This is a genomic window from Plantactinospora sp. WMMB334, from assembly GCF_049179095.1.
Taxonomy (GTDB): Bacteria; Actinomycetota; Actinomycetes; order Mycobacteriales; family Micromonosporaceae; genus Plantactinospora.
Map to the genome: position 1 here is coordinate 7,807,421 of NZ_JBMHME010000002.1, position 17,454 is coordinate 7,824,874.

10 protein-coding genes, 1 pseudogene and 1 riboswitch are annotated in these 17,454 nt (G+C 75.3%); of the genes and pseudogenes, 5 read left to right on the forward strand and 6 right to left on the reverse strand.

Features of this window, described 5'->3' with window-relative positions; translation table 11 throughout:
- The first annotated feature begins 107 nt into the window (after positions 1-107).
- A complete protein-coding gene (locus tag ACN27G_RS33885; RefSeq protein ID WP_421496708.1) occupies positions 108-1,346 on the forward strand; it encodes a cation:proton antiporter in 1,239 nt (412 codons plus the stop codon).
- On the opposite strand, the gene ACN27G_RS33890 is transcribed toward ACN27G_RS33885, so the two are convergent.
- Entirely contained in the window at positions 1,343-2,338 is a 996-nt protein-coding gene (locus tag ACN27G_RS33890; RefSeq protein ID WP_421496709.1) for a GNAT family N-acetyltransferase, read from the reverse strand. The genes ACN27G_RS33885 and ACN27G_RS33890 overlap by 4 nt on opposite strands.
- Before the next feature lie 118 nt (positions 2,339-2,456).
- Entirely contained in the window at positions 2,457-5,090 is a 2,634-nt protein-coding gene (locus ACN27G_RS33895; RefSeq protein WP_421496710.1) for a S8 family serine peptidase, read from the reverse strand.
- Positions 5,091-5,236: 146 nt separating this feature from the next.
- On the opposite strand from ACN27G_RS33895, the gene ACN27G_RS33900 reads away from it, so the two are divergent.
- Entirely contained in the window at positions 5,237-7,066 is a 1,830-nt protein-coding gene (locus ACN27G_RS33900) for a glycerol-3-phosphate dehydrogenase/oxidase (RefSeq protein WP_421496711.1), read from the forward strand.
- 56 nt (positions 7,067-7,122) lie between these two features.
- Here ACN27G_RS33900 and ACN27G_RS33905 read toward each other — a convergent pair whose 3' ends face one another.
- Complete coding sequence (locus ACN27G_RS33905) at positions 7,123-8,517, reverse strand: FAD-binding oxidoreductase (protein WP_421496712.1); 1,395 nt, start codon at positions 8,515-8,517, stop codon at positions 7,123-7,125.
- Positions 8,518-8,689: 172 nt separating this feature from the next.
- Between ACN27G_RS33905 and ACN27G_RS33910 the strand changes: the two genes are divergently transcribed.
- Entirely contained in the window at positions 8,690-9,940 is a 1,251-nt protein-coding gene (locus ACN27G_RS33910; RefSeq protein WP_421496713.1) for an FUSC family protein, read from the forward strand.
- Positions 9,941-9,962: 22 nt separating this feature from the next.
- On the opposite strand, the gene ACN27G_RS33915 is transcribed toward ACN27G_RS33910, so the two are convergent.
- Positions 9,963-11,270 carry an aminotransferase class V-fold PLP-dependent enzyme gene (locus ACN27G_RS33915; RefSeq protein ID WP_421496714.1) on the reverse strand — a complete coding sequence of 436 codons (1,308 nt, stop codon included), beginning with the start codon at positions 11,268-11,270 and terminating at the stop codon, positions 9,963-9,965.
- 44 nt (positions 11,271-11,314) lie between these two features.
- Positions 11,315-11,436, reverse strand: a riboswitch (SAM riboswitch).
- A gap of 57 nt (positions 11,437-11,493) precedes the next feature.
- Between ACN27G_RS33915 and ACN27G_RS33920 the strand changes: the two genes are divergently transcribed.
- A complete protein-coding gene (locus ACN27G_RS33920; protein ID WP_421497574.1) occupies positions 11,494-13,206 on the forward strand; it encodes a PrsW family intramembrane metalloprotease in 1,713 nt (570 codons plus the stop codon).
- 23 nt (positions 13,207-13,229) lie between these two features.
- Here ACN27G_RS33920 and ACN27G_RS33925 read toward each other — a convergent pair whose 3' ends face one another.
- On the reverse strand, positions 13,230-13,568 hold the full coding sequence (locus tag ACN27G_RS33925; RefSeq protein WP_421497575.1) for a GroES family chaperonin: 339 nt from the start codon (positions 13,566-13,568) through the stop codon (positions 13,230-13,232).
- Between the two features lie 142 nt (positions 13,569-13,710).
- Here ACN27G_RS33925 and ACN27G_RS33930 point away from each other — a divergent pair, with 142 nt between their 5' ends.
- On the forward strand, positions 13,711-15,006 hold the full coding sequence (locus ACN27G_RS33930; RefSeq protein WP_421496715.1) for an AI-2E family transporter: 1,296 nt from the start codon (positions 13,711-13,713) through the stop codon (positions 15,004-15,006).
- A 79-nt stretch (positions 15,007-15,085) separates the two neighbouring features.
- On the opposite strand, the pseudogene ACN27G_RS33935 reads toward ACN27G_RS33930, so the two are convergent.
- Positions 15,086-17,266, reverse strand: a pseudogene (locus tag ACN27G_RS33935) (ATP-dependent DNA helicase); the annotation flags it as partial.
- Positions 17,267-17,454 lie beyond the last annotated feature (188 nt).

Consider the following 17,454-nt stretch of genomic DNA (forward strand, 5'->3'; position numbering starts at 1 on the left):
CCCGGGGCCCGGCGTTTCACCGACCCCGGTGCAGTCACTTCCCACGCGCGGTTCGGCGTCCACGGTCGCGCGTGTAGGGCGACGGACGTGTGGGTAGCGCGCCGTCCATGCTCCTGATGACCAGCTTCGCCCTGGTGGGCTCGCTCGCCGTGCTCCTGGCCTTCTGGTCCGCCGGAATTCGCCGGGCGCCCGTCAGCGAACCGTTGCTGGCGCTGCTCCTCGGCGTACTCGCCGGCCCGGTGACCAATCTGGTCGACATCCCGGACCCGGCCGTCACCGGACTCACGCTGGAGATCGGTCGGGTGCTGCTCGCCATCTCGCTGATGGCGGTGGCGCTGCGCTTTCCCGTCGCGGGATACCGCTCGGTGCTGCGCCCGGTGACCGTGCTGCTGACCGCCGGCATGCTCGGCATGGCGGTACTCACCGCAGGGCTCGCCTGGTGGCTGCTCGGGTTACCGGTGGCGCTCGCCGCACTGCTCGGCGCGTGCCTGACCCCGACCGATCCGGTGCTCGCCGCCAGCGTGGTCTCCGGCGGCCCGGCCGCGCGGCAGTTGCCCGCGCGTCTGCGGCAGGTGATCAGCGCCGAGTCCGGCGGCAACGACGGACTGGCGTTCACGTTCGTGGTCGTCGCCCTGGCCGCGACGACCGGCGGAAGCTGGAGCCAGCGGCTCGCGGAGGTGCTCTGGGGGGTTTTCGGGGCGGCACTGATCGGTCTGGTTGCCGGCTACGTCGCCGGGCGGGCGGTCCGCGGGGCGATGAGCCGCGAGGAGGTGGACAGTGGGTCACTGCTGATCTTCGCCCTGGTACTCGCCGTCGCGGTCCTGGGCGTGGGCAGGCTGGCGTACACGGACGGGATTCTCGCGGTCTTCGTCGCCGGTCTGGCCTACAACGCCGTCATCGACAGCCGTTCCCGGGTGTCCCAGCAGAGGCTCGACGACTCGCTCACCCGCTACCTCGTACTGCCACTGTTCTTCCTGCTCGGCGCGGAGTTGCCGTGGCGGGGGTGGCTGGACCTCGGCTGGGCCGCGCTGGCGTTCCCGGCGGCGGTGCTGCTGCTGCGCCGGCTGCCGGTGGCGCTGGCGCTGCACCCGGCCCTGCGTCTCCCCTGGCGGGACACGCTCTTCCTCGGCTGGTTCGGGCCGATCGGCGTCTCGGCCCTGTTCTACCTGAGCTACAGCCACGAGGAGGGCGTGCGTGACCCGAACCTCTGGGCGGTCGGGACCCTCGTGGTCGCCGCCAGCACCCTGGTGCACGGGGTCACCGCCATGCCCGGCCGGCGTCGCTACGCGGGACTGTCGCAGCCGCAGCGCCGACCCAGCGCCAGAACTGCTTGCGATGTGCGCTAGAGCTGCTTGCGGTAGAGGAAGAACACCCGCTCGATCCGCGCATCCGCGCTGGCCGCGTAGAACGGCACCGGGCCGACCCAGCCGATCTCGGCCCGCAGGTGTCCGGCCGCCCGCTGGTCGCGCAGGCACCGACGGAGCAGCACACCGCCGATCCCCATGCCCTGCGCGGCCGGCGCGGTGCCCATCGGCCCGAACCAGCTCGGCCGGGACGAGCCGTACGCGGCGAAGCCGAGCAACTCCGGTGTGCCGTCGGCAGTGGCCGTACGCACGGCAAGGTGGCAGCCGGCGCCCTCCCTGCCGATCGAGTGCAGCAGCTCGGCGTCCCAACTGCCGCCGAACGTCGACCGGGCGAACCGGGTGAGCATCGCCACGTCGGCCGGCTCCGCCCGGCGTACCGTGACGCCCTGCTCCGCCAGCCGCCGCTCGGCGGCTTCGGTGGAGCGCAGCGCCGGCGAGGACCCGGCGGAAAGGTCGGCCGTCATGTTCCAGGCGGTGCCGTCCGGGGCGTAGCCGAGGGCCAGGGCGGTGCAGACGGCCGGGGTGTACCGGACGTCGATCCCCGGCCAGGCATAGTGCGGTGGGTTGCCGGCGATCCGTACCTGTGTAGCGCCGAGCCGGGCGAGCGCCTGTTCCAGCCGCGACACCAGCGCCCGGCCGATGCCCCGACGCCGCAGGTCGGGGTGGACCGCGACCAGGTCGAGGTGGCCGACGGCAGGGTCCGGGTCGAGGTCCGCCATCGAGCCGAGCGCGACCCCGGCGAGCGCGCCGTCCCGCTCCGCGACGACCCCGACGGTACGGCGCGGTCCGGCGGCACCGGGCAGCGGAGAGTCGTCCCGGAGCCGGGCCACGATCTGTGCCGCCTCGGCCGAGTCGTCCGGCAGGTCCAGCGCCGTCCGGCAGAGCCGCACGACGGCGGGGATCCGGTCACCGGTCAGTTCGGCGAGGGTGAGCCCGGCAGCGGAGGGCCCGGCGGGGACGGACTCGGCGTTCATGGTCGCCGACGATAACCGAGCCCGCCGCCCCGACGTACCCCGGTCACCGGCCGGCCCGCGGTCACCGGCCGGCGCGCGGTCATGTGGCCGGCCCGCGGTCAGCAGGCCGCCCAGCGGCTCACCGGACGGTCTCGGCGAGCCGCTGGGCGGCCTGGACCGCGGCGTACGCGTCGACCAGGCCGGCGCCGGTGATGTTGCGCTCCGCGCCGCAGGTGTCGGCGCTCTGCCGTGACCGGTACGTCGGCTCGGCGGATGTGGCGGTGTCGAGCAGGATGCGTCGGGTGGCCGGCAGGTCGCCGACCAGTGCCGGATTCGCCGACCACATCAGCGCGACCACCCCGGCCAGATGCGGCGCCGCCATCGAGGTGCCGGTCAGCGTGCCGTAGCCACCGCCGGGCAGTGCCGACAGGATCTCGACGCCGGGCGCGACCAGGTCGGGTTTGCCCAGACCGCCGGGTGTCGGGCCACGGCTGGAGAAGAGGCCGACCTGCCGCTGCCGGTCCACGGCGCCGACCGTGAAGACCTCCGGATACGGTGCGGGCGGGTCGTCGACCGAGCCGCAGAACGGGCCGGTGTTGCCGGCGGCGGCGACGAAGAAGGCCCCGGCCGCCGCGAACGCCTCGGTCGCCGGCCGGAGCGTCTCCAGGGCGCAGCCCTCGATCGCCGGGCAGCCCCACGAGTTGGTCAGCACCTGGGGCGCCCGCTCCGGACGCCCGGCGGTGAACGGGTCGGCGCCGGGCGGGAACGGAGCCAGCATGAACTGGAGGCAGTCCAGGTAGCGTGCCGGGTTGCCCAGGTTCCGGTCGAGGTTCACGCAGCCGACCCACTCGGCGCCCGGCGCCACGCCGACCCGCTGCCCACCGACGGCGGTGGCGAGGGTGTGCGTGCCGTGCCCGCCCAGGTCGGTGGGGAGGCGGGAGCCGTTCCAGGGGTCGTACCAGGAATCGTCGCCGCCCCGGAACCCGGCGGAGAGGGCCGGGTGGCGGCCGTCCGCGCCCGAGTCCGAACCGCCGACCAGGATGCCGGAACCGTCGACGCCGAGCTGCGACCAGACCCGGTCCGCACCGATGATGCCGAGGTTCCAGGTCGGCACGGCCGGCGCCGGCTCGTCGCCCCGCCTCGGTGATCCGCTCGCCGGCAGTGGCCGCAGCCGCTGACCGACCAGGACCCGGTCGACGTCCGCCCGGCGGGAGAGCCAGGCCCGCACCGCCGCTCCGCCGTCCACCTCCACGGCGTTGACCAGGTAGTACGGCGTGTGGTCGAGGTGCAGCCGGTCCAGTTCGCGGCGCAGATCCGCCTGGGAGCGTTCGGCGGTGGAGACCAGCCGGCGGTAGACCTCGCGGCCCCGGGCGGCCCGGCCCGCCGGGCCGGTCTGCCCGGTGGCCACCCCGGTCAGGTCCGCCCGGTCCTTCAGCACGACGAAGAGCCGTTCGCCGTGCCAGCCGGGCGCGCCGAGCCCGACGTGGACCATCCCGGTGACGAGCAGCAGCACGCCGGCCAGGCCGGCGGCGACCGGGCGTCGCGGTGCCGCTGTGCCGGCGCGGCCGAGGCCGATGCCGTACCCGAGAGCGAGCAGCAGCGCGACGGCGAGCGAGCCGGCGGCGGCGACAGCGGCCCAGAACGGGATGTCCCGGGCACCGGAGAGCAGCAGTGTGATCTCTTCCGGGTCGACCAGGGTCAGCGGCCCGACGGCGGCGATACCGACCAGCCAGCCGACGGGCGCGGATCCGACGGGCGGGAGCGCGGCCCGCGCCGGGCCGGCTTCGGCCGGCGGTCGGGGCCGGGAGGGAACCCGCAGGGCGGCGATCGCGAACCCGGCGGGCGGAAGCACGAGCAGCGCGCAGAGTTGTGCGCCGGACTGGCCGAGCCCACCGGCTACCAGCGCCAGCGTCACCCCGGCCACCAGGCCGCCGACCAGCACCAGCCGCGCCCCGCCGACCGGCGGCCGGACGCCGGCTCCCGCGTCGCGGCGCCCGGCCGAACGCTCGTAACCGGCCCAGAACCGTCCATCGAGGATGGCGGCGGCCAGCCAGCCCACGGCGGCCGAGGCGAGCAGCCCGCACACCGTCTCCAGCACCCCGCCCAGGGCACCCAGCCAGGCCCAGGGCAGCAGCAGGACGAGCCCGCCGGCCACGGCCAGGCCGATCGCGGCCGGCTCGGCGCGGAGCTGCTCCCGCCGGTCGCGGCGGCGCCCGATCAGCAGGGCGGCCACTCCGGCGGTACCGGCCAACCCGGCCAGGTAGACCTCCGGCAGGGCGGGCGGCACCGCCCGGAGCAGCCCCAGCACGCCGAGCGCGAGCGCGCCGAGCAACCAGGCGCGGCCGGCGGTGCGTACCGCCGCGGAGCGGGGAAGCGTGGCGAGCAGCGCGGCCGGCACGCCGACGAGCAGCGCGTTTCCGACGGCGGTCGCCGGCCAGAGCCAGGCCGGCCGGTCCAGGCCGGCGACGAGCACGACCTGCTCGGCGACCCAGACGATGCTCTGGCCGCCGACGGTCGCCCCGACCGCCCAGCAGCCGATCAGCACGGCGGCGACCACCGGCCAGACACCGGCCCCGGGAGCCTGCGCCGGCCGGCTCGCCCCGGCCGACCACGGCTGGTGGACGGGGTGCGGCCACGGCTGGCGGGAACCCGGCCACGGCCGGTGGGCGGAACCCGGCCACGGCTGGGCGGGGGGCGGGGTCGGTCCGTCGGGCGGGGTCGGTCCGTCGGGCGGGGTCGGCCCGGCGGGCGGCGGGGGCGGATGGTCCGGCATCATCGAACAGTACGGTGTCGGCCCGGACGACGACCGTGTCGGCGACGGGTCGGCCGCGGGAGCGTGTGTCCGGCTTCGCCCGGCGAGCGTGTGCGGCTCGCCCCGGGGGAACTTGTCCGGCTCGCCGCTGCGGCTACCGTGGACGGGTGCGTGACCCCAGCCTTTCCCGCAACACGGCCAGCCGGCTCTCCCCGTCCCGCCGCGCCACCGACCTGCGACGGCTCCGGAGCGAGCGGTTCGACGTACTCGTCATCGGGGGTGGGGTGACCGGTGCCGGTGCCGCGCTCGACGCCGCCTCCCGGGGGCTCAAGGTGGCCCTGGTGGAGGCGCGCGACTTCGCCTCCGGCACGTCCAGCCGGTCCAGCAAGTTGATCCACGGCGGACTGCGCTACCTGGAGCAGCTGGAGTTCGGGCTGGTGCACGAGGCGCTGATCGAGCGTGGCCTGCTCGCCACCCGGCTCGCCCCGCACCTGGTGCGCCCGGTGCCGATCCTGGTGCCGCTGCCCGCCAAACACGGCCCGCGCAGCCTGCCCGGCCGGGCCTGGCGGCGCACCTACTACGGCACCGGCGTCGCGGCCTACGACGCCTTCGCCGGGATCCTCGGCGGCGGGCGGGGGATGCCGCTGCACCGGCACCTCACCCGGGAGGGCGCCCGCCGCACCTTCCCGAGCCTGCGCGCCGACGCGATCGCCGGGGCGATCCGCTACTACGACGGCCAGGTCGACGACGCCCGCCTGGTGGTGACGCTGGCCCGCACGGCGGCCAGCCTGGGCGCGGCGATGGTGACCAGCGCCCGCGTCGTCGGCCTGACCCGGCAGGCCCGGGAGGTCACCGGGGTGCGGGTCCGGGACATGGAGGCGCCGCCCGGCTCACCGGACGCCGAGTTCGAGGTACGCGCCCGCACCGTGATCGCCGCCACCGGCGTGTGGAGCGACGACATGTCCGAGCTGCTCGGCGACGTCGGGGTCCGGCGCGGGCTGCGGGTACGCGCATCCAAGGGTGTGCACCTGGTGGTGCCCCGCTCGGCGATCACCGGTGAGGCAGGGCTGATCCTGCGTACGCCCACCTCGGTGCTCTTCGTGATCCCGTGGGGCGGGCACTGGATCATCGGTACCACCGACACCGACTGGCGGCTCGACCGGGCACACCCGGCGGCCTCGGCCCGGGACATCGACTACCTGCTCGACCAGGTCAACACCGTGCTGGACCGGCCGCTGACCACCGCCGACATCGAGGGCGTCTACGCCGGGCTGCGCCCGCTGCTGACCGGCGAGGCGGACTCCACCTCGAAACTCTCCCGGGAGCACGCGGTCTACGAGCCGATGCTCGGGCTGTTGCTGGTGGCGGGCGGGAAATACACCACCTACCGGGTGATGGCCGCCGATGTCGTCGACCGGGCCGCCCGGCGGCTCGGCGGGGTACGCCCGTCACGCACCGCCGACCTGCCGCTGATCGGCGCCGACGGGTACCCGGCGCTGTGGCGGGACCGGGCCGACCTGGCCCGCCGGCACGGCGTACCGGGCGGGGTGGTGGAGCACCTGCTGGAGCGGTACGGAAACCTCACCACCCACCTGCTGGACATGATCGACGCCGAACCGCTGCTCGGCACCCCGCTGGCCGGGGCACCGGAATACCTCGCCGCCGAGGTGGCATACGCGGCCCGGGCCGAGGGAGCGCTGCACCTCGACGACGTGCTGACCCGGCGTACCCGGATCTCGTTCGAGACACCGCACCGGGGGGCGGAGTCGGTCGAGCAGGCAGCCGAGATCATGGGCCGGGTGCTCGGTTGGGACGCCCCGGTCCGGGCCCGCGAGGTCGAGCACTATCTCGCCCGGGTGCGGGCGGAACGGCAGTCGCAGCGGATGCCGGACGACGCCACGGCGGACGCGGCCCGGATGGGCGCGCCGGACGTGCGGGGCCTCGCCGCCGACCGTGGCCGGGACGCCGGCCTGGACGAGGTGGAACTGCCGGGCTGACCCGGGTCGGGGTGAAGGTGTCGGGCCGGGGTGGGAGTGTCGGGCCGACCCGCCGATCAGAGCACCTTGCCGGGGTTGAGCAGGCCGGTCGGGTCGAGCGCGTCCTTGATCGCCCGCTGTACCCGCAGACCCACCGGCCCGATCTCCCGGGCCAGCCAGTCCCGTTTCAGCAGGCCGACGCCGTGCTCACCGGTGCAGGTGCCGCCGAGCGAGAGACCGAGCTCCATGATGGCGTCGAAGGCGCGCCGGCCGCGTTCCAGGCTTGCCGGGTCGGACCGGTCGACGACGATGTTCGGATGCATGTTGCCGTCACCGGCGTGCCCGACCACGCCGATCGGCACGTCGTGTTCGGCGGAGATCCGGGCCACCCCGTCCAGCAGCGCCGCCAGCGCGTCCCGGGGTACGGCGACGTCGTCGATGACCAGACCGCCGTTGCCGCCGGGGAAGCTCTCGGCGGCGAACCGTTCCATCGCCGGATGCGCCGACCGGCGGGCCTGGAGCAGCGCGGCGGCCTCCTCCGCGTCGGTGGCCGCGAAGACCTCGTCGGCGCCGCTCGCCGTGCAGACCTCGGCGAGTCGCGCGAGGTCGGCGGCGGCCCGGCCACCGGTGTCGGCGGCGGCCAGCAGCAGCGCCTCCGCATCGGTCCGCAACCCCATCGGCCGGTACGCCTCGATCGCGCCGAGATGCGTCCGGTCCAGCAGCTCCAGCAGGCTCGGCGTGAGGCCCCGGGCGGAGATCCCGGCCACCGCCCGGCCGGCGGTGGCGGTGGAGGGGAAGACCGCGACCAGGGTCAGCGACTCCTCGGCGGCGGGCCGCAGCGAGACGGTGACCTCGGTGATCACCCCGAGGGTCCCCTCCGAGCCGACGAAGAGCCGGGTCAGGTCGTATCCGGCGACCCCCTTGGCGGTACGGCGTCCGGTGCGCAGCACCTCGCCGTCGGCCAGCACCACCTCCAGGCCGAGGACGTACTCGGTGGTGACGCCGTACTTGACACAGCACATCCCGCCCGCGTTCGTCGCCACGTTGCCGCCGATGGTGGACGACTCCCAGGAGCCGGGGTCGGGCGGATAGCGCAGGCCGTGCCTGGCGACGGCACCGGCCAGGGCGGCGTTGACCACGCCCGGCTGGACCACCGCGATCCGGTTCACCGGGTCGATCTCGCGGATCTCGTCCATCGCCACGGTGGAGAGCAGCACCGCCCCGTCGACCGCGTTGGCGGCACCGGCCAGCCCGGTTCTGGACCCCTGCGGCACCACCGGCGCACCGTGCGCGGCGGCCGCCCGGATCACGGCGACCACCTCGGCCGTGCTCCGGGGCCGGACCAGCGCGGCGGGCACCCCTGCCGGGCAGAGATCGGCCTCGTCGCGCTGGTGGGCACGGAGCAGGTCGGGATCGGTCAGCACCGCGGATTCGCCGAGCGCGCCCCGCAGGTCGTCGAGAAGATCCGGCATGCCTGGCAGGCTAGTGCGGAACCCGCCGCCCGACGAGTGCGGCGACGACGGCGGTTTCCGGGCCACCGGATACGGTTCGGGACGCCCGGGACCGGCGGGACGGGAACGACCTGCGCGGGTTCGACCGGGTCGTCAGCGGGTAGTCCCCGCCATGCGCTCCGTCCGGGACACCGTGGCCAGAAGCCCCAAGGAGCTTGACAAGGAGCGGGTCGCCGACCTGGCGAGGGAGTTCCGGCAGCGGTCCCGGGCGACCGTGAAGGACCGCTGGCACGCCGTACGGTTCAATCTCGTGTTGGCGCTCCAGGCCGGGGTGGCGGCGGCGCTGGCCTGGGTCGGCTCGCATGAGTTCCTCGGCAACCCGTCGCCGGTCTTCGCGCCGATCGCCGCCATCGGCACCCTCGCCTCCTCGGTCGGCCAGCGGCTGCGCCGCACCGTCGAGTTGATCATCGGGGTCGCGGTCGGCATCGGCCTCGGCGACGCGCTGGTCTTCGCCGCCGGCACCGGGCCCTGGCAGCTCGGCCTGATCGTCTTTCTGGCGATCGTGACCACGATCTTCCTCGGCGGCGGTCCGGCCGTCGTGACCCAGGCGGCCGCGACCGCCGTGCTGATCGTGACCGTGCAGAGCCGGGCGGAGGCGAACATCGAGGCACCCCGGGTGATCGACGCGCTGATCGGCGGATTCGCGGGGCTCGTGGTTATCACCCTGCTGCTGCCGTTGAACCCGCTGCGGGTGGTCGACCGGGCGGCCCGGCCCGCGCTCGGCCGGCTCGCCGAGGAGCTCACCGAGACCGCGGAAGCGATCAGGACCCGGGACCCCGGTCGGGCCCAGGCCGCCCTCGACCGGCTGCGCGAGGTGGAGAGCCACATGCAGGGTTTCGAGGAGGCGCTGGAGGGCGGCCGGGAGACCTCCGTCCTGTCGCCGGTGCGCTGGCACCGCCGGGGTGCGCTGACCCAGTACGTGGAGAGTTCCGAGTACATCGAACATGCCGTACACAACAGTGGCACCCTGATCCGGCGGGCGGTCACCGCCATCGAGGACGGGGAGCCGATCCCGGAGGAGATGTCCGCGGCGGTCGGCCTGCTGGCCGAGTCGGTGCGGCTGCTCCGCAAGGACCTCGGGCACGGGGTACGCCCGGAGGCCACCCGGGAGCAGGCGTTGCAGGCGATCGGCCAGGCCGGCCGGGCGTACGCGGAGGGGGTCGGGTTCTCCGGCAGCGTGGTGATCGCGCAGGTGCGTACCACCGGAAGCGACCTGCTCCGGGCGACCGGGATCGAACGGCTGGAGGCCAACCAGCTGGTGCGCCGGGCGGCGGGCGGGCATGCCGGCGAGGCCGCCGAGACGGCCGCCGGAGAGCCCGGCGTGCCCGCGTCGGACCGCCCCTCCGACACCCCGTCGTCGGAGGCCGGCCCCGTTGCCCGGTAGCCCGTGGGCCGGTGGACGGGCGTTACCGGGGCGGCGGCCCGTCGAGGGCCGCGAGGGCGGCCAACAGGCGGTCGACGTGCGCCGCCGTGCTGCCCAGCCCGATGCTGGCCCGCAACGCGGTCGGTGGCAGGTCCGGCCGCCCGCTCCGGGTGGCCGCCTCGGTGAGCAGCCGCCGGGCCAGCGGGTGTGCGCAGAACAGGCCGTCGCGCAGCCCGATCTGCCAGCCTCGGGCGAGGTCGGCGGCGACCGTCGCCGAGTCCCGGCCGGCGACCACGAACGAGACGATCCCGACCCGGGGCGCGTCCGTGTCGAAGGTACGGAGTTCGACCACCTCCGGCAGCGCGGCCAGCCCGGTGCGCAGGCGGGCGAGCAGCGCCTGCTCGGCGGCGCGCAGCGCGACCCGGTCCGCGCCGGCCAGCGCGGTGCAGACGGCGGCCAGTGCGACCGCGCCGAGCAGGTTGGGGGTGCCGGCCTCGTGCCGCCCGGGTCCGGTCGCCCAGCGGACGTCGTGGGTGGCGGCCCCGACCCCGAGGGTGGCCCCGCCACCGGCCAGGTACGGCGGCGCGGTGTCCAGCCAGTCGGCCCGTCCGGCGAGTACGCCGATCCCGAACGGGGCGTAGAGCTTGTGTCCGGAAACGGCGACATAGTCGACGGTCAGGGCGGCGATGTCCACCTCCGCGTGCGGGGCGAGCTGTGCGGCGTCCAGCGCGATCCGGGCGCCGTGCCGGTGGGCGACCCGGGCCAGCTCGGCGACCGGCCAGCACTCGCCGGTGACGTTGCCGGCCCCGGCCACCGTGACCAGGACCGGTGCGCCGCCGCCGTCTCCCCGGCGCAGCTCACGCAGGGCCGCGTCGACCGCCCGGACGGCGTCGCCGGCCGAGCCGGGCACCGGCAACCGGACCGCTCCGGCGGGCCAGGGCAGCAGGTTGGCGTGGTGCTCGGCGGCGAAGGTCACCACCCGGCAACCGGGCGGCAGGGCCCGGGCCAGCAGGTTCAGCGCGTCGGTGGTGTTCCGGGTGAAGACGACGTGGTCGTCGGGGCGTACCCCGAGGAAGTCGCCGACGCACCGCCGGGCCCGCTCGTAGGCGTGGGTGCTGCGCCGGGAGAGCGCGCCGGCGCCCCGGTGCACGCTGCCGTACCAGGGCAGCAGCTCGGCCACCGCGTCGGCGGCGGCCCGCGCGCAGGGTGCGGTGGCGGCGTAGTCGAGGTTGACCTGTCCGGGTACGCCGAGCACGTCGAGCGGCCCGGAACGGCTCGTCCCCGACGGCGCCGGCAGCGCGTCGAGCGGCTCGGCGGGGTGGGCGGATGCGGACACGAGGGTGCTGCCCATCGGGATACCTCCGGTCTCAGGGACCCCGGTGCGGGCGGGAGCGGGGTCCGCGCTTGCCCGGCGCGCTTCCGCACCGAGCCCGGTCATCACCCGGGGCACCCCACCGCGAACCTCGACGAGGGTTGCCGGCCAGCAAGCCGGGGCTTGGACGCTGGCACTCGTGACCTGGCCGGAAGCATAGCCGGACCGGCCGCCGTGCGACCAGGCCGTCCAGCGGGGGCGGATCTGGTCCGGCCGGACTGTCCGGAGGAACTACGCTGACCACATGGCCGACACCCCACCCGGTGCGGCGGCGGCGCAGCCGCCGTCGCCGATTCCGCCGTGGCCGCCCACCCCGCCGCCCCAGTCACCGCCGTCGCCGGTGGCGGGCGCGGTGCCGGAGGGTGCGGCGACGCCCGAGAAGCGGAGCCGGGCCCGCCTGCTGGCGATGATCGGGGCGATCGCGCTCATCGTCACCTGCGCGGTGCTGATGGCGATCGAGCTGGTGCAGCCGGCCGGGATCACGCCGCCGCTGGTCGGGCTGGCCGCGGCCTCGTTGCCGGTGCCGGTGCTGGTCGCCTGCTTCCTCTGGCTCGACCGGTACGACCCCGAGCCGGTCAGGTACCTCCTCTTCTGTCTCGGCTGGGGCGCGGCGGTGTCGACGTACGCGTCGCTGCGGACGAACACCTTCGCCGGCGACACCCTGGAGCTGCCCCTCCCGCTGGTCGGGGTGTTGGTGGCGCCCTTCATCGAGGAGTTGACCAAGGCGCTCGGCCCGTTGCTGCTGCTCGTCTACCAGCGCCGGAAGTGGGCCGGGATCACCGACGGCATCGTCTACTGTGGCCTGTCGGCGGTCGGGTTCGCCATGGTGGAGAACATCCTCTACTTCGGCCTGCACGGCTACGCCGAGGGCGTCGACCAGTACGGGCCGGCGACCGGCGCGCAGAACGTCTTCGGCATCTTCATCCTGCGCGTACTGATCAGCGGCTTCGCCCACCCGCTCTTCACCGCGATGACCGGCATCGGTCTCGGCATCGCCGCCCGCTCGGCCAGCCGCGCGATCCGGATCCTCGCCCCGCTGGCCGGTCTGCTGCTGGCGATGATCCTGCACGGCACGTGGAATCTCGCCGCGACCCTGACCCAGGTCGCCGGGGAGCCACTGATCCTGCTCTACAGCTACGTCGGCCTGATGGTGCCGATCTTCCTGGGCGTGGTCGGCCTCGCCGTCTGGGTGCGGAGCTGGGAGGGGCGGCTCACCCAGCGACGGCTGCCCGAGTACGTGCGGGCGGGCTGGCTCACCCCGCCCGAGCTGGCCGCGCTCGGCACGCTCGGCCGGCGGCACGCGGCCCGCCGCTGGGCCCGCCGGGTGGCCGGGGACGAGGGCGTGAAGGCGATGCGGAGGTTGCAGGCCGCCGCGACCAGACTGGCGCTGCTCCGGGACGGGCTGGTGCGCGGGCTGGAGACCCGGCCGGGGCGGCTGGCCCAGGGGCTGGGCGAGGAGCGCCGGCTGCTCGACGCGATCCAGGCCACCCGGCGGGTCTTCGTGGGCCGTGATCCGCAGGCGCCGGTCGGGATCTGGGACGGCAGCCGTTACCACCTGGCCTTCCCGGACGGCTCCCGGCGCAGTCTGGCGGCCCCGGCCGAGCCGGTGGTGCCGATCCCGGTGGTGCTGGTGACGCCGCCGCGACCGCCGGCCCCGGTCGGCACCGGCTATCCGCCCCCGCCGCCGGGTTACGGCGCCCCGCCGCCGGGTTACGGCGCACCGCCCGGTTACGGCGCCCAGTCACCGCCCGGTTACGGCGCCCAGTCACCGCCCGGTTACGGCGCCCAGTCACCGCCCGGTTACGGCGGCCCGCCCGGTTACGGGGCCCAGCCGCCGTCCGGCCACGGCGGCCCGTCGCCGGCCGGACACGGTTGGCCGCCGCCCGGCCCGCACGGTGGGCCGGGCCGGGCCTAGAGCGGGCCCTGGAGGCCCTGAAACTAGAGGTAGAGCCCGGTGGAGTCGGTCTCCACCCGCCTGGCGGCCACGGCGTGCACATCCCGCTCGCGGAGCAGCACATACTCCCGACCGTGCAGTTCCACCTCGGAGCGGTCGTCGGGATCGAAGAGCACCCGGTCACCGGAGACGATGGAGCGGACGTTCGGACCGACGCCCACCGCGGTCGCCCAGGCGAGCCGCCGCCCCATCGAAGCGGTTGCCGGGATGACGATGCCGGCGGTCGAGCGCCGCTCGCCCTCGCTGCCGTCCGTCCGCACCAGCACCCGGTCGTGCAGCAGTCGGATCGGCAGGCCGTCGTCGTTGTTCTCCTCGGCGATCACGACGGTGACGGTACCGTGCGCCACCGCTGGCGGAGTTGGTGGCGTCGGCCCGCTGGCCGCACCGGGCCGACCTGTGCCGGTGCGGCTACCGTAGGGAGGCCGATTCCGCCGCCGGGTCGACGCGGATGCCCCGGCGGCCGCCGTGGGAGGTGCGCGCTTGCGCCGTTTCGATGAGCTACGAGCAAGGATCCGTCGCGCGTACGCGTCCGGACGGTCGTCGGACCCCTCCGCCGGGCACGCTGCCGCGTCGGACAGTCACCCGGCCGCGACACCCGAGCCGGGGCCGCCTGCCGTGCCACCGCCCGACATCGAGGAATCGAAGGACCTCCACCCGTCGACGTCGAGCCGGGACGACGCGGACGTGCCGCACGCACTACGGATCGCCGCCGCCTGGTCCTGGCGACTGATCGTGATCGGCCTCGTCGCCTGGGCACTGGTCCGGGTGATCGGCACGATCCGGATCGTCATCATCCCGCTGGCGATCGCCCTGCTGCTCTCCGCCCTGCTCGCCCCGATGGTCGGGGTGCTGCTCCGGATCCGGTTGCCCCGCTCCCTGGCCACCGCCGTGGTGCTGGTCGCCGGGGTGGCCGCCGTGGTCGGCACGCTCACCCTGGTGGTCAACGAGTTCATCCAGGGCGTACCGGACCTGAGCCGCAACGCCACCCGGGGGATCCGGCAGATCCAGGAATGGCTGAAGACCGGGCCGCTGCACCTGTCGGACAACCAGCTCAACTCCTACATCGAGCAGGGCGAGCGGTGGATCGACGAGAACACCCAGTCGTTGACCAGCGGAGCGGTCTCGACCGCCGCGACCGTCGCCGAGCTGCTCACCGGCGCCCTGCTGGTGCTCTTCGCCACCTTCTTCTTCCTGCGGGACGGCGAGAAGATCTGGCGTTTCCTCGTCCGGTTGCTGCCGGTGGCCGCCCGGTGGCGGGTCGACGACGCCGGTAGGGCCTCCTGGTCGACGCTTGTCGCGTACGTCCGGGCGACCGTCCTGGTCGCCTTCATCGACGCGGTCGGGATCGGGATCTTCCTGGTCGTCTTCGACATCCCGTTCGCGTTTCCGCTCGCCGCGCTGGTCTTCCTCGGCGCGTTCATCCCGATCGTCGGCGCCACCCTCTCCGGTGCGGTGGCGGTGCTGGTCGCCCTGGTCGACAGCGGCTGGGTGACCGCTTTGATCATCCTCGGCGTGGTGATCGGGGTGCAGCAGGTGGAGGGGAACATCCTGCAACCGCTGATCATGGGGCGGGCGGTGGCGATCCACCCGCTCGCGGTGATCGTCGGCATCACCGCCGGGGTGGTGCTGGCCGGCATCGTCGGCGCCCTGGTCTCGGTGCCGCTGATCGCCGTGCTCAACACCGCGGTCCGCCGGCTGGCGCACCGCCGGGCGCCGGAGGTGCCACCGGACGCCGTGGTGATCGCCGCCAAGTCCCCGTAACCGGTCCGGGCCGGGTCGGCGTCGGTTCGCGTCCGATCGGTGTGTCCGGTGTGGCCGGTGTGGCTGGAAACGGGCCGGCTCAGGTCCGGCCGAGCCGCTCCAGGGCGCCCCGGGCGACCTCCGGCCGGGTGGTGTACCAGAACGGCGGCAGTGACCTGCGCAGGAAGGCGCCGTATCCCCGGGCGGTCTCCAGCCGGGAGTCGAGCACCGCCACCACACCCTTGTCGCCGGTCGAGCGGATCAGCCGGCCGACCCCCTGGGCCAGGCGTACGGCGGCGATCGGCACGCTGACCGAGGCGAAGCCCGAGCCGCCCGAGGCGTCCACGGCCGCCGACCGGGCCGCCGCCAGCGGCTCGTCCGGGCGCGGGAACGGCAGCCGGTCGATCACCACCAGTTGGCAGGAGTCGCCCGGCACGTCCACGCCCTGCCAGAGCGACATCACCCCGAACAGGCAGCTCGTCCGCTCCTCCCGGAACCGGCGCACCAGCAGCGGCAGCGCCTCCTCACCCTGCAACAGGATCGGCAGGTCGGTACGCGCCCGGAGCAGCTCGGCGGCCTGCAACGCCGCCCGGCGGGACGAGAACAACCCGAGGGTACGGCCGCCGAGCGCGCCCACCAGCCCGAGCAGTTCCTCACCGGCCGCCGCCGGCAGCCCCGAGGCACTGGGCCGGGGCAGGTGCGCGGCGACGTAGAGGATGCCCTGGCGGGGGTAGTCGAACGGGGAACCGACGTCGAGCGAGCGCCAGCCGGCGATCGGCTCCGTGTCGTCCCCGCCCGCCCGGGTCGCGCCGGTGTCCGACGGAGTCGGGTCCGTCCTCGCCGGGGCGGAGCCGGCGGGCGGGGTGGTGGCCGGGCTTGGTGACGGGTGCCGGTCCGGCCCCGCCGTCGTCCTGCCGGCCGGTGCGGGTGCGGGCGCCGGCCGGACGGTGCGGAGTGCGGCCGCCCGGGGATGCGGCCGGGTCGGGTCGGGCGCGGGATCCGCCGGGGCGGCCAGCCCGAGCGACCGGGCCACGGTGTCGAACCGGCCGCCGAGGGCGAGCGTGGCCGAGGTGGCGACGACGGTGCGGTCGTCGTACAGGTGGGTGGCGAGGGTGCCGGCCACGGAGAGCGGTGCGACGACCAGGGCGCGGCGTCCCGCGGCGGCGCCGTCCGGCTTCTCCACCCAGGCCACGTCGTGGTCGGCCTCCTCCAGCAGGCGCTGGGCGGTCGTGGAGAGGTCGTCGAGTACGGCCCTGGCCTGCTGCTTGCGCACCGGGTCGGGGTCGTCGGCCCTGACGTCGCCGATCTTCTCCAGCGCCGCCCGGGTCGCCCCGTCGAGCAGCGTGCACGCCTCGCGCAGCGGTGCCGGCAGCTCACCGGTGATCCGGCCGGCCGGCGCCTCGGCCAGCCCGACGGCCAGCGCGTCGCCGGCCGCGACCAGCGACTCGGCCAGCTCCGGTGTGAGCAGTGTCCGGCTGCGCCGGGCGGCCCGGTCGATCAGCTCCGGAATCAGCTCGGCCTGGGCCGCCGAGGAGACCCGGTCGGCCAGCTCGTGCGCCTCGTCGACCACCAGCAGCTTGTGCGGCGGCACGATGTGCCGGCCGGCGAGCATGTCCACGGCGAGCAGGCTGTGGTTGGTCACCACCACGTCCGCCTCCCGGGCGCGCAGCCGGGACGCCTCGGCGAAGCACTCGGTGCCGTACGGGCACCGGCCCGCGCCGACACACTCCCGGGCCGGCATCGAGACCAGCCGCCACGCCTGGTCGTCGACGCCCGGGTCGAGTTCGTCGCGGTCGCCGGTCTCGGTCTCCATCGCCCAGTCGCGGAGCCGCTCGACCTGCTTGCCCAGCCGGCCCGCCTCACCGAGCCACTTGGTCCCGCCACCGCCACCGCCGCCCCGGCCCGGTGCGTCGAAGAGGGCGTCCTCCGGCTCGTCCGCTGTGGAGTTCTCCAGCCGGGCCAGACAGAGGTAGTGGTGCCGGCCCTTCAGCACCGCGAAGGTCGGCCGCCGGCCGAGGACCGGGGCGACCGCGTCGGCCAACCGGGGCAGGTCGTGCTCGACGAGCTGGGACTGGAGCGCCAGCGTCGCCGTGGAGACCACGACCGGACCGTCGACGGTCAGCGCCGGGGCGAGGTACGCCAACGACTTGCCGGTGCCGGTGCCGGCCTGCACCAGCAGGTGCTCGCCGGAGAGGATGCTCTCCTCGATCGCGGTGGCCATCTGCTGCTGGCCCGCCCGGGCACTGCCGCCGGGCACGGCGCCGACCGCCGCGGCCAGCAGGTCGGAGCCGGTCGGACGGTCGCCCCTACGCCGCCGGCGGCCCGGGGATCGGCCGGGGTCTGCCGCCGTGGAGCCGGTCGGGGTGGGGGAGCTGGCGTCGGTGGCGGGCACGGTCACCGTGCGACCGTACCGGCCGATCCCGACACCGTCGCGCACCCACGCCCCCGGGCGGGTTCGCCGAGGGTGAT

Excerpts from the sequence above, each read along its gene's own strand:
- ACN27G_RS33915 (WP_421496714.1), bottom strand. The coding sequence starts at position 11,270 with ATGGGCAGCACCCTCGTGTCCGCATCCGCCCACCCCGCCGAGCCGCTC.
- ACN27G_RS33885 (WP_421496708.1), top strand. The coding sequence starts at position 108 with ATGCTCCTGATGACCAGCTTCGCCCTGGTGGGCTCGCTCGCCGTGCTC.
- ACN27G_RS33890 (WP_421496709.1), bottom strand. The coding sequence starts at position 2,338 with ATGAACGCCGAGTCCGTCCCCGCCGGGCCCTCCGCTGCCGGGCTCACC.
- ACN27G_RS33905 (WP_421496712.1), bottom strand. The coding sequence starts at position 8,517 with ATGCCGGATCTTCTCGACGACCTGCGGGGCGCGCTCGGCGAATCCGCG.
- ACN27G_RS33895 (WP_421496710.1), bottom strand. The coding sequence starts at position 5,090 with ATGCCGGACCATCCGCCCCCGCCGCCCGCCGGGCCGACCCCGCCCGAC.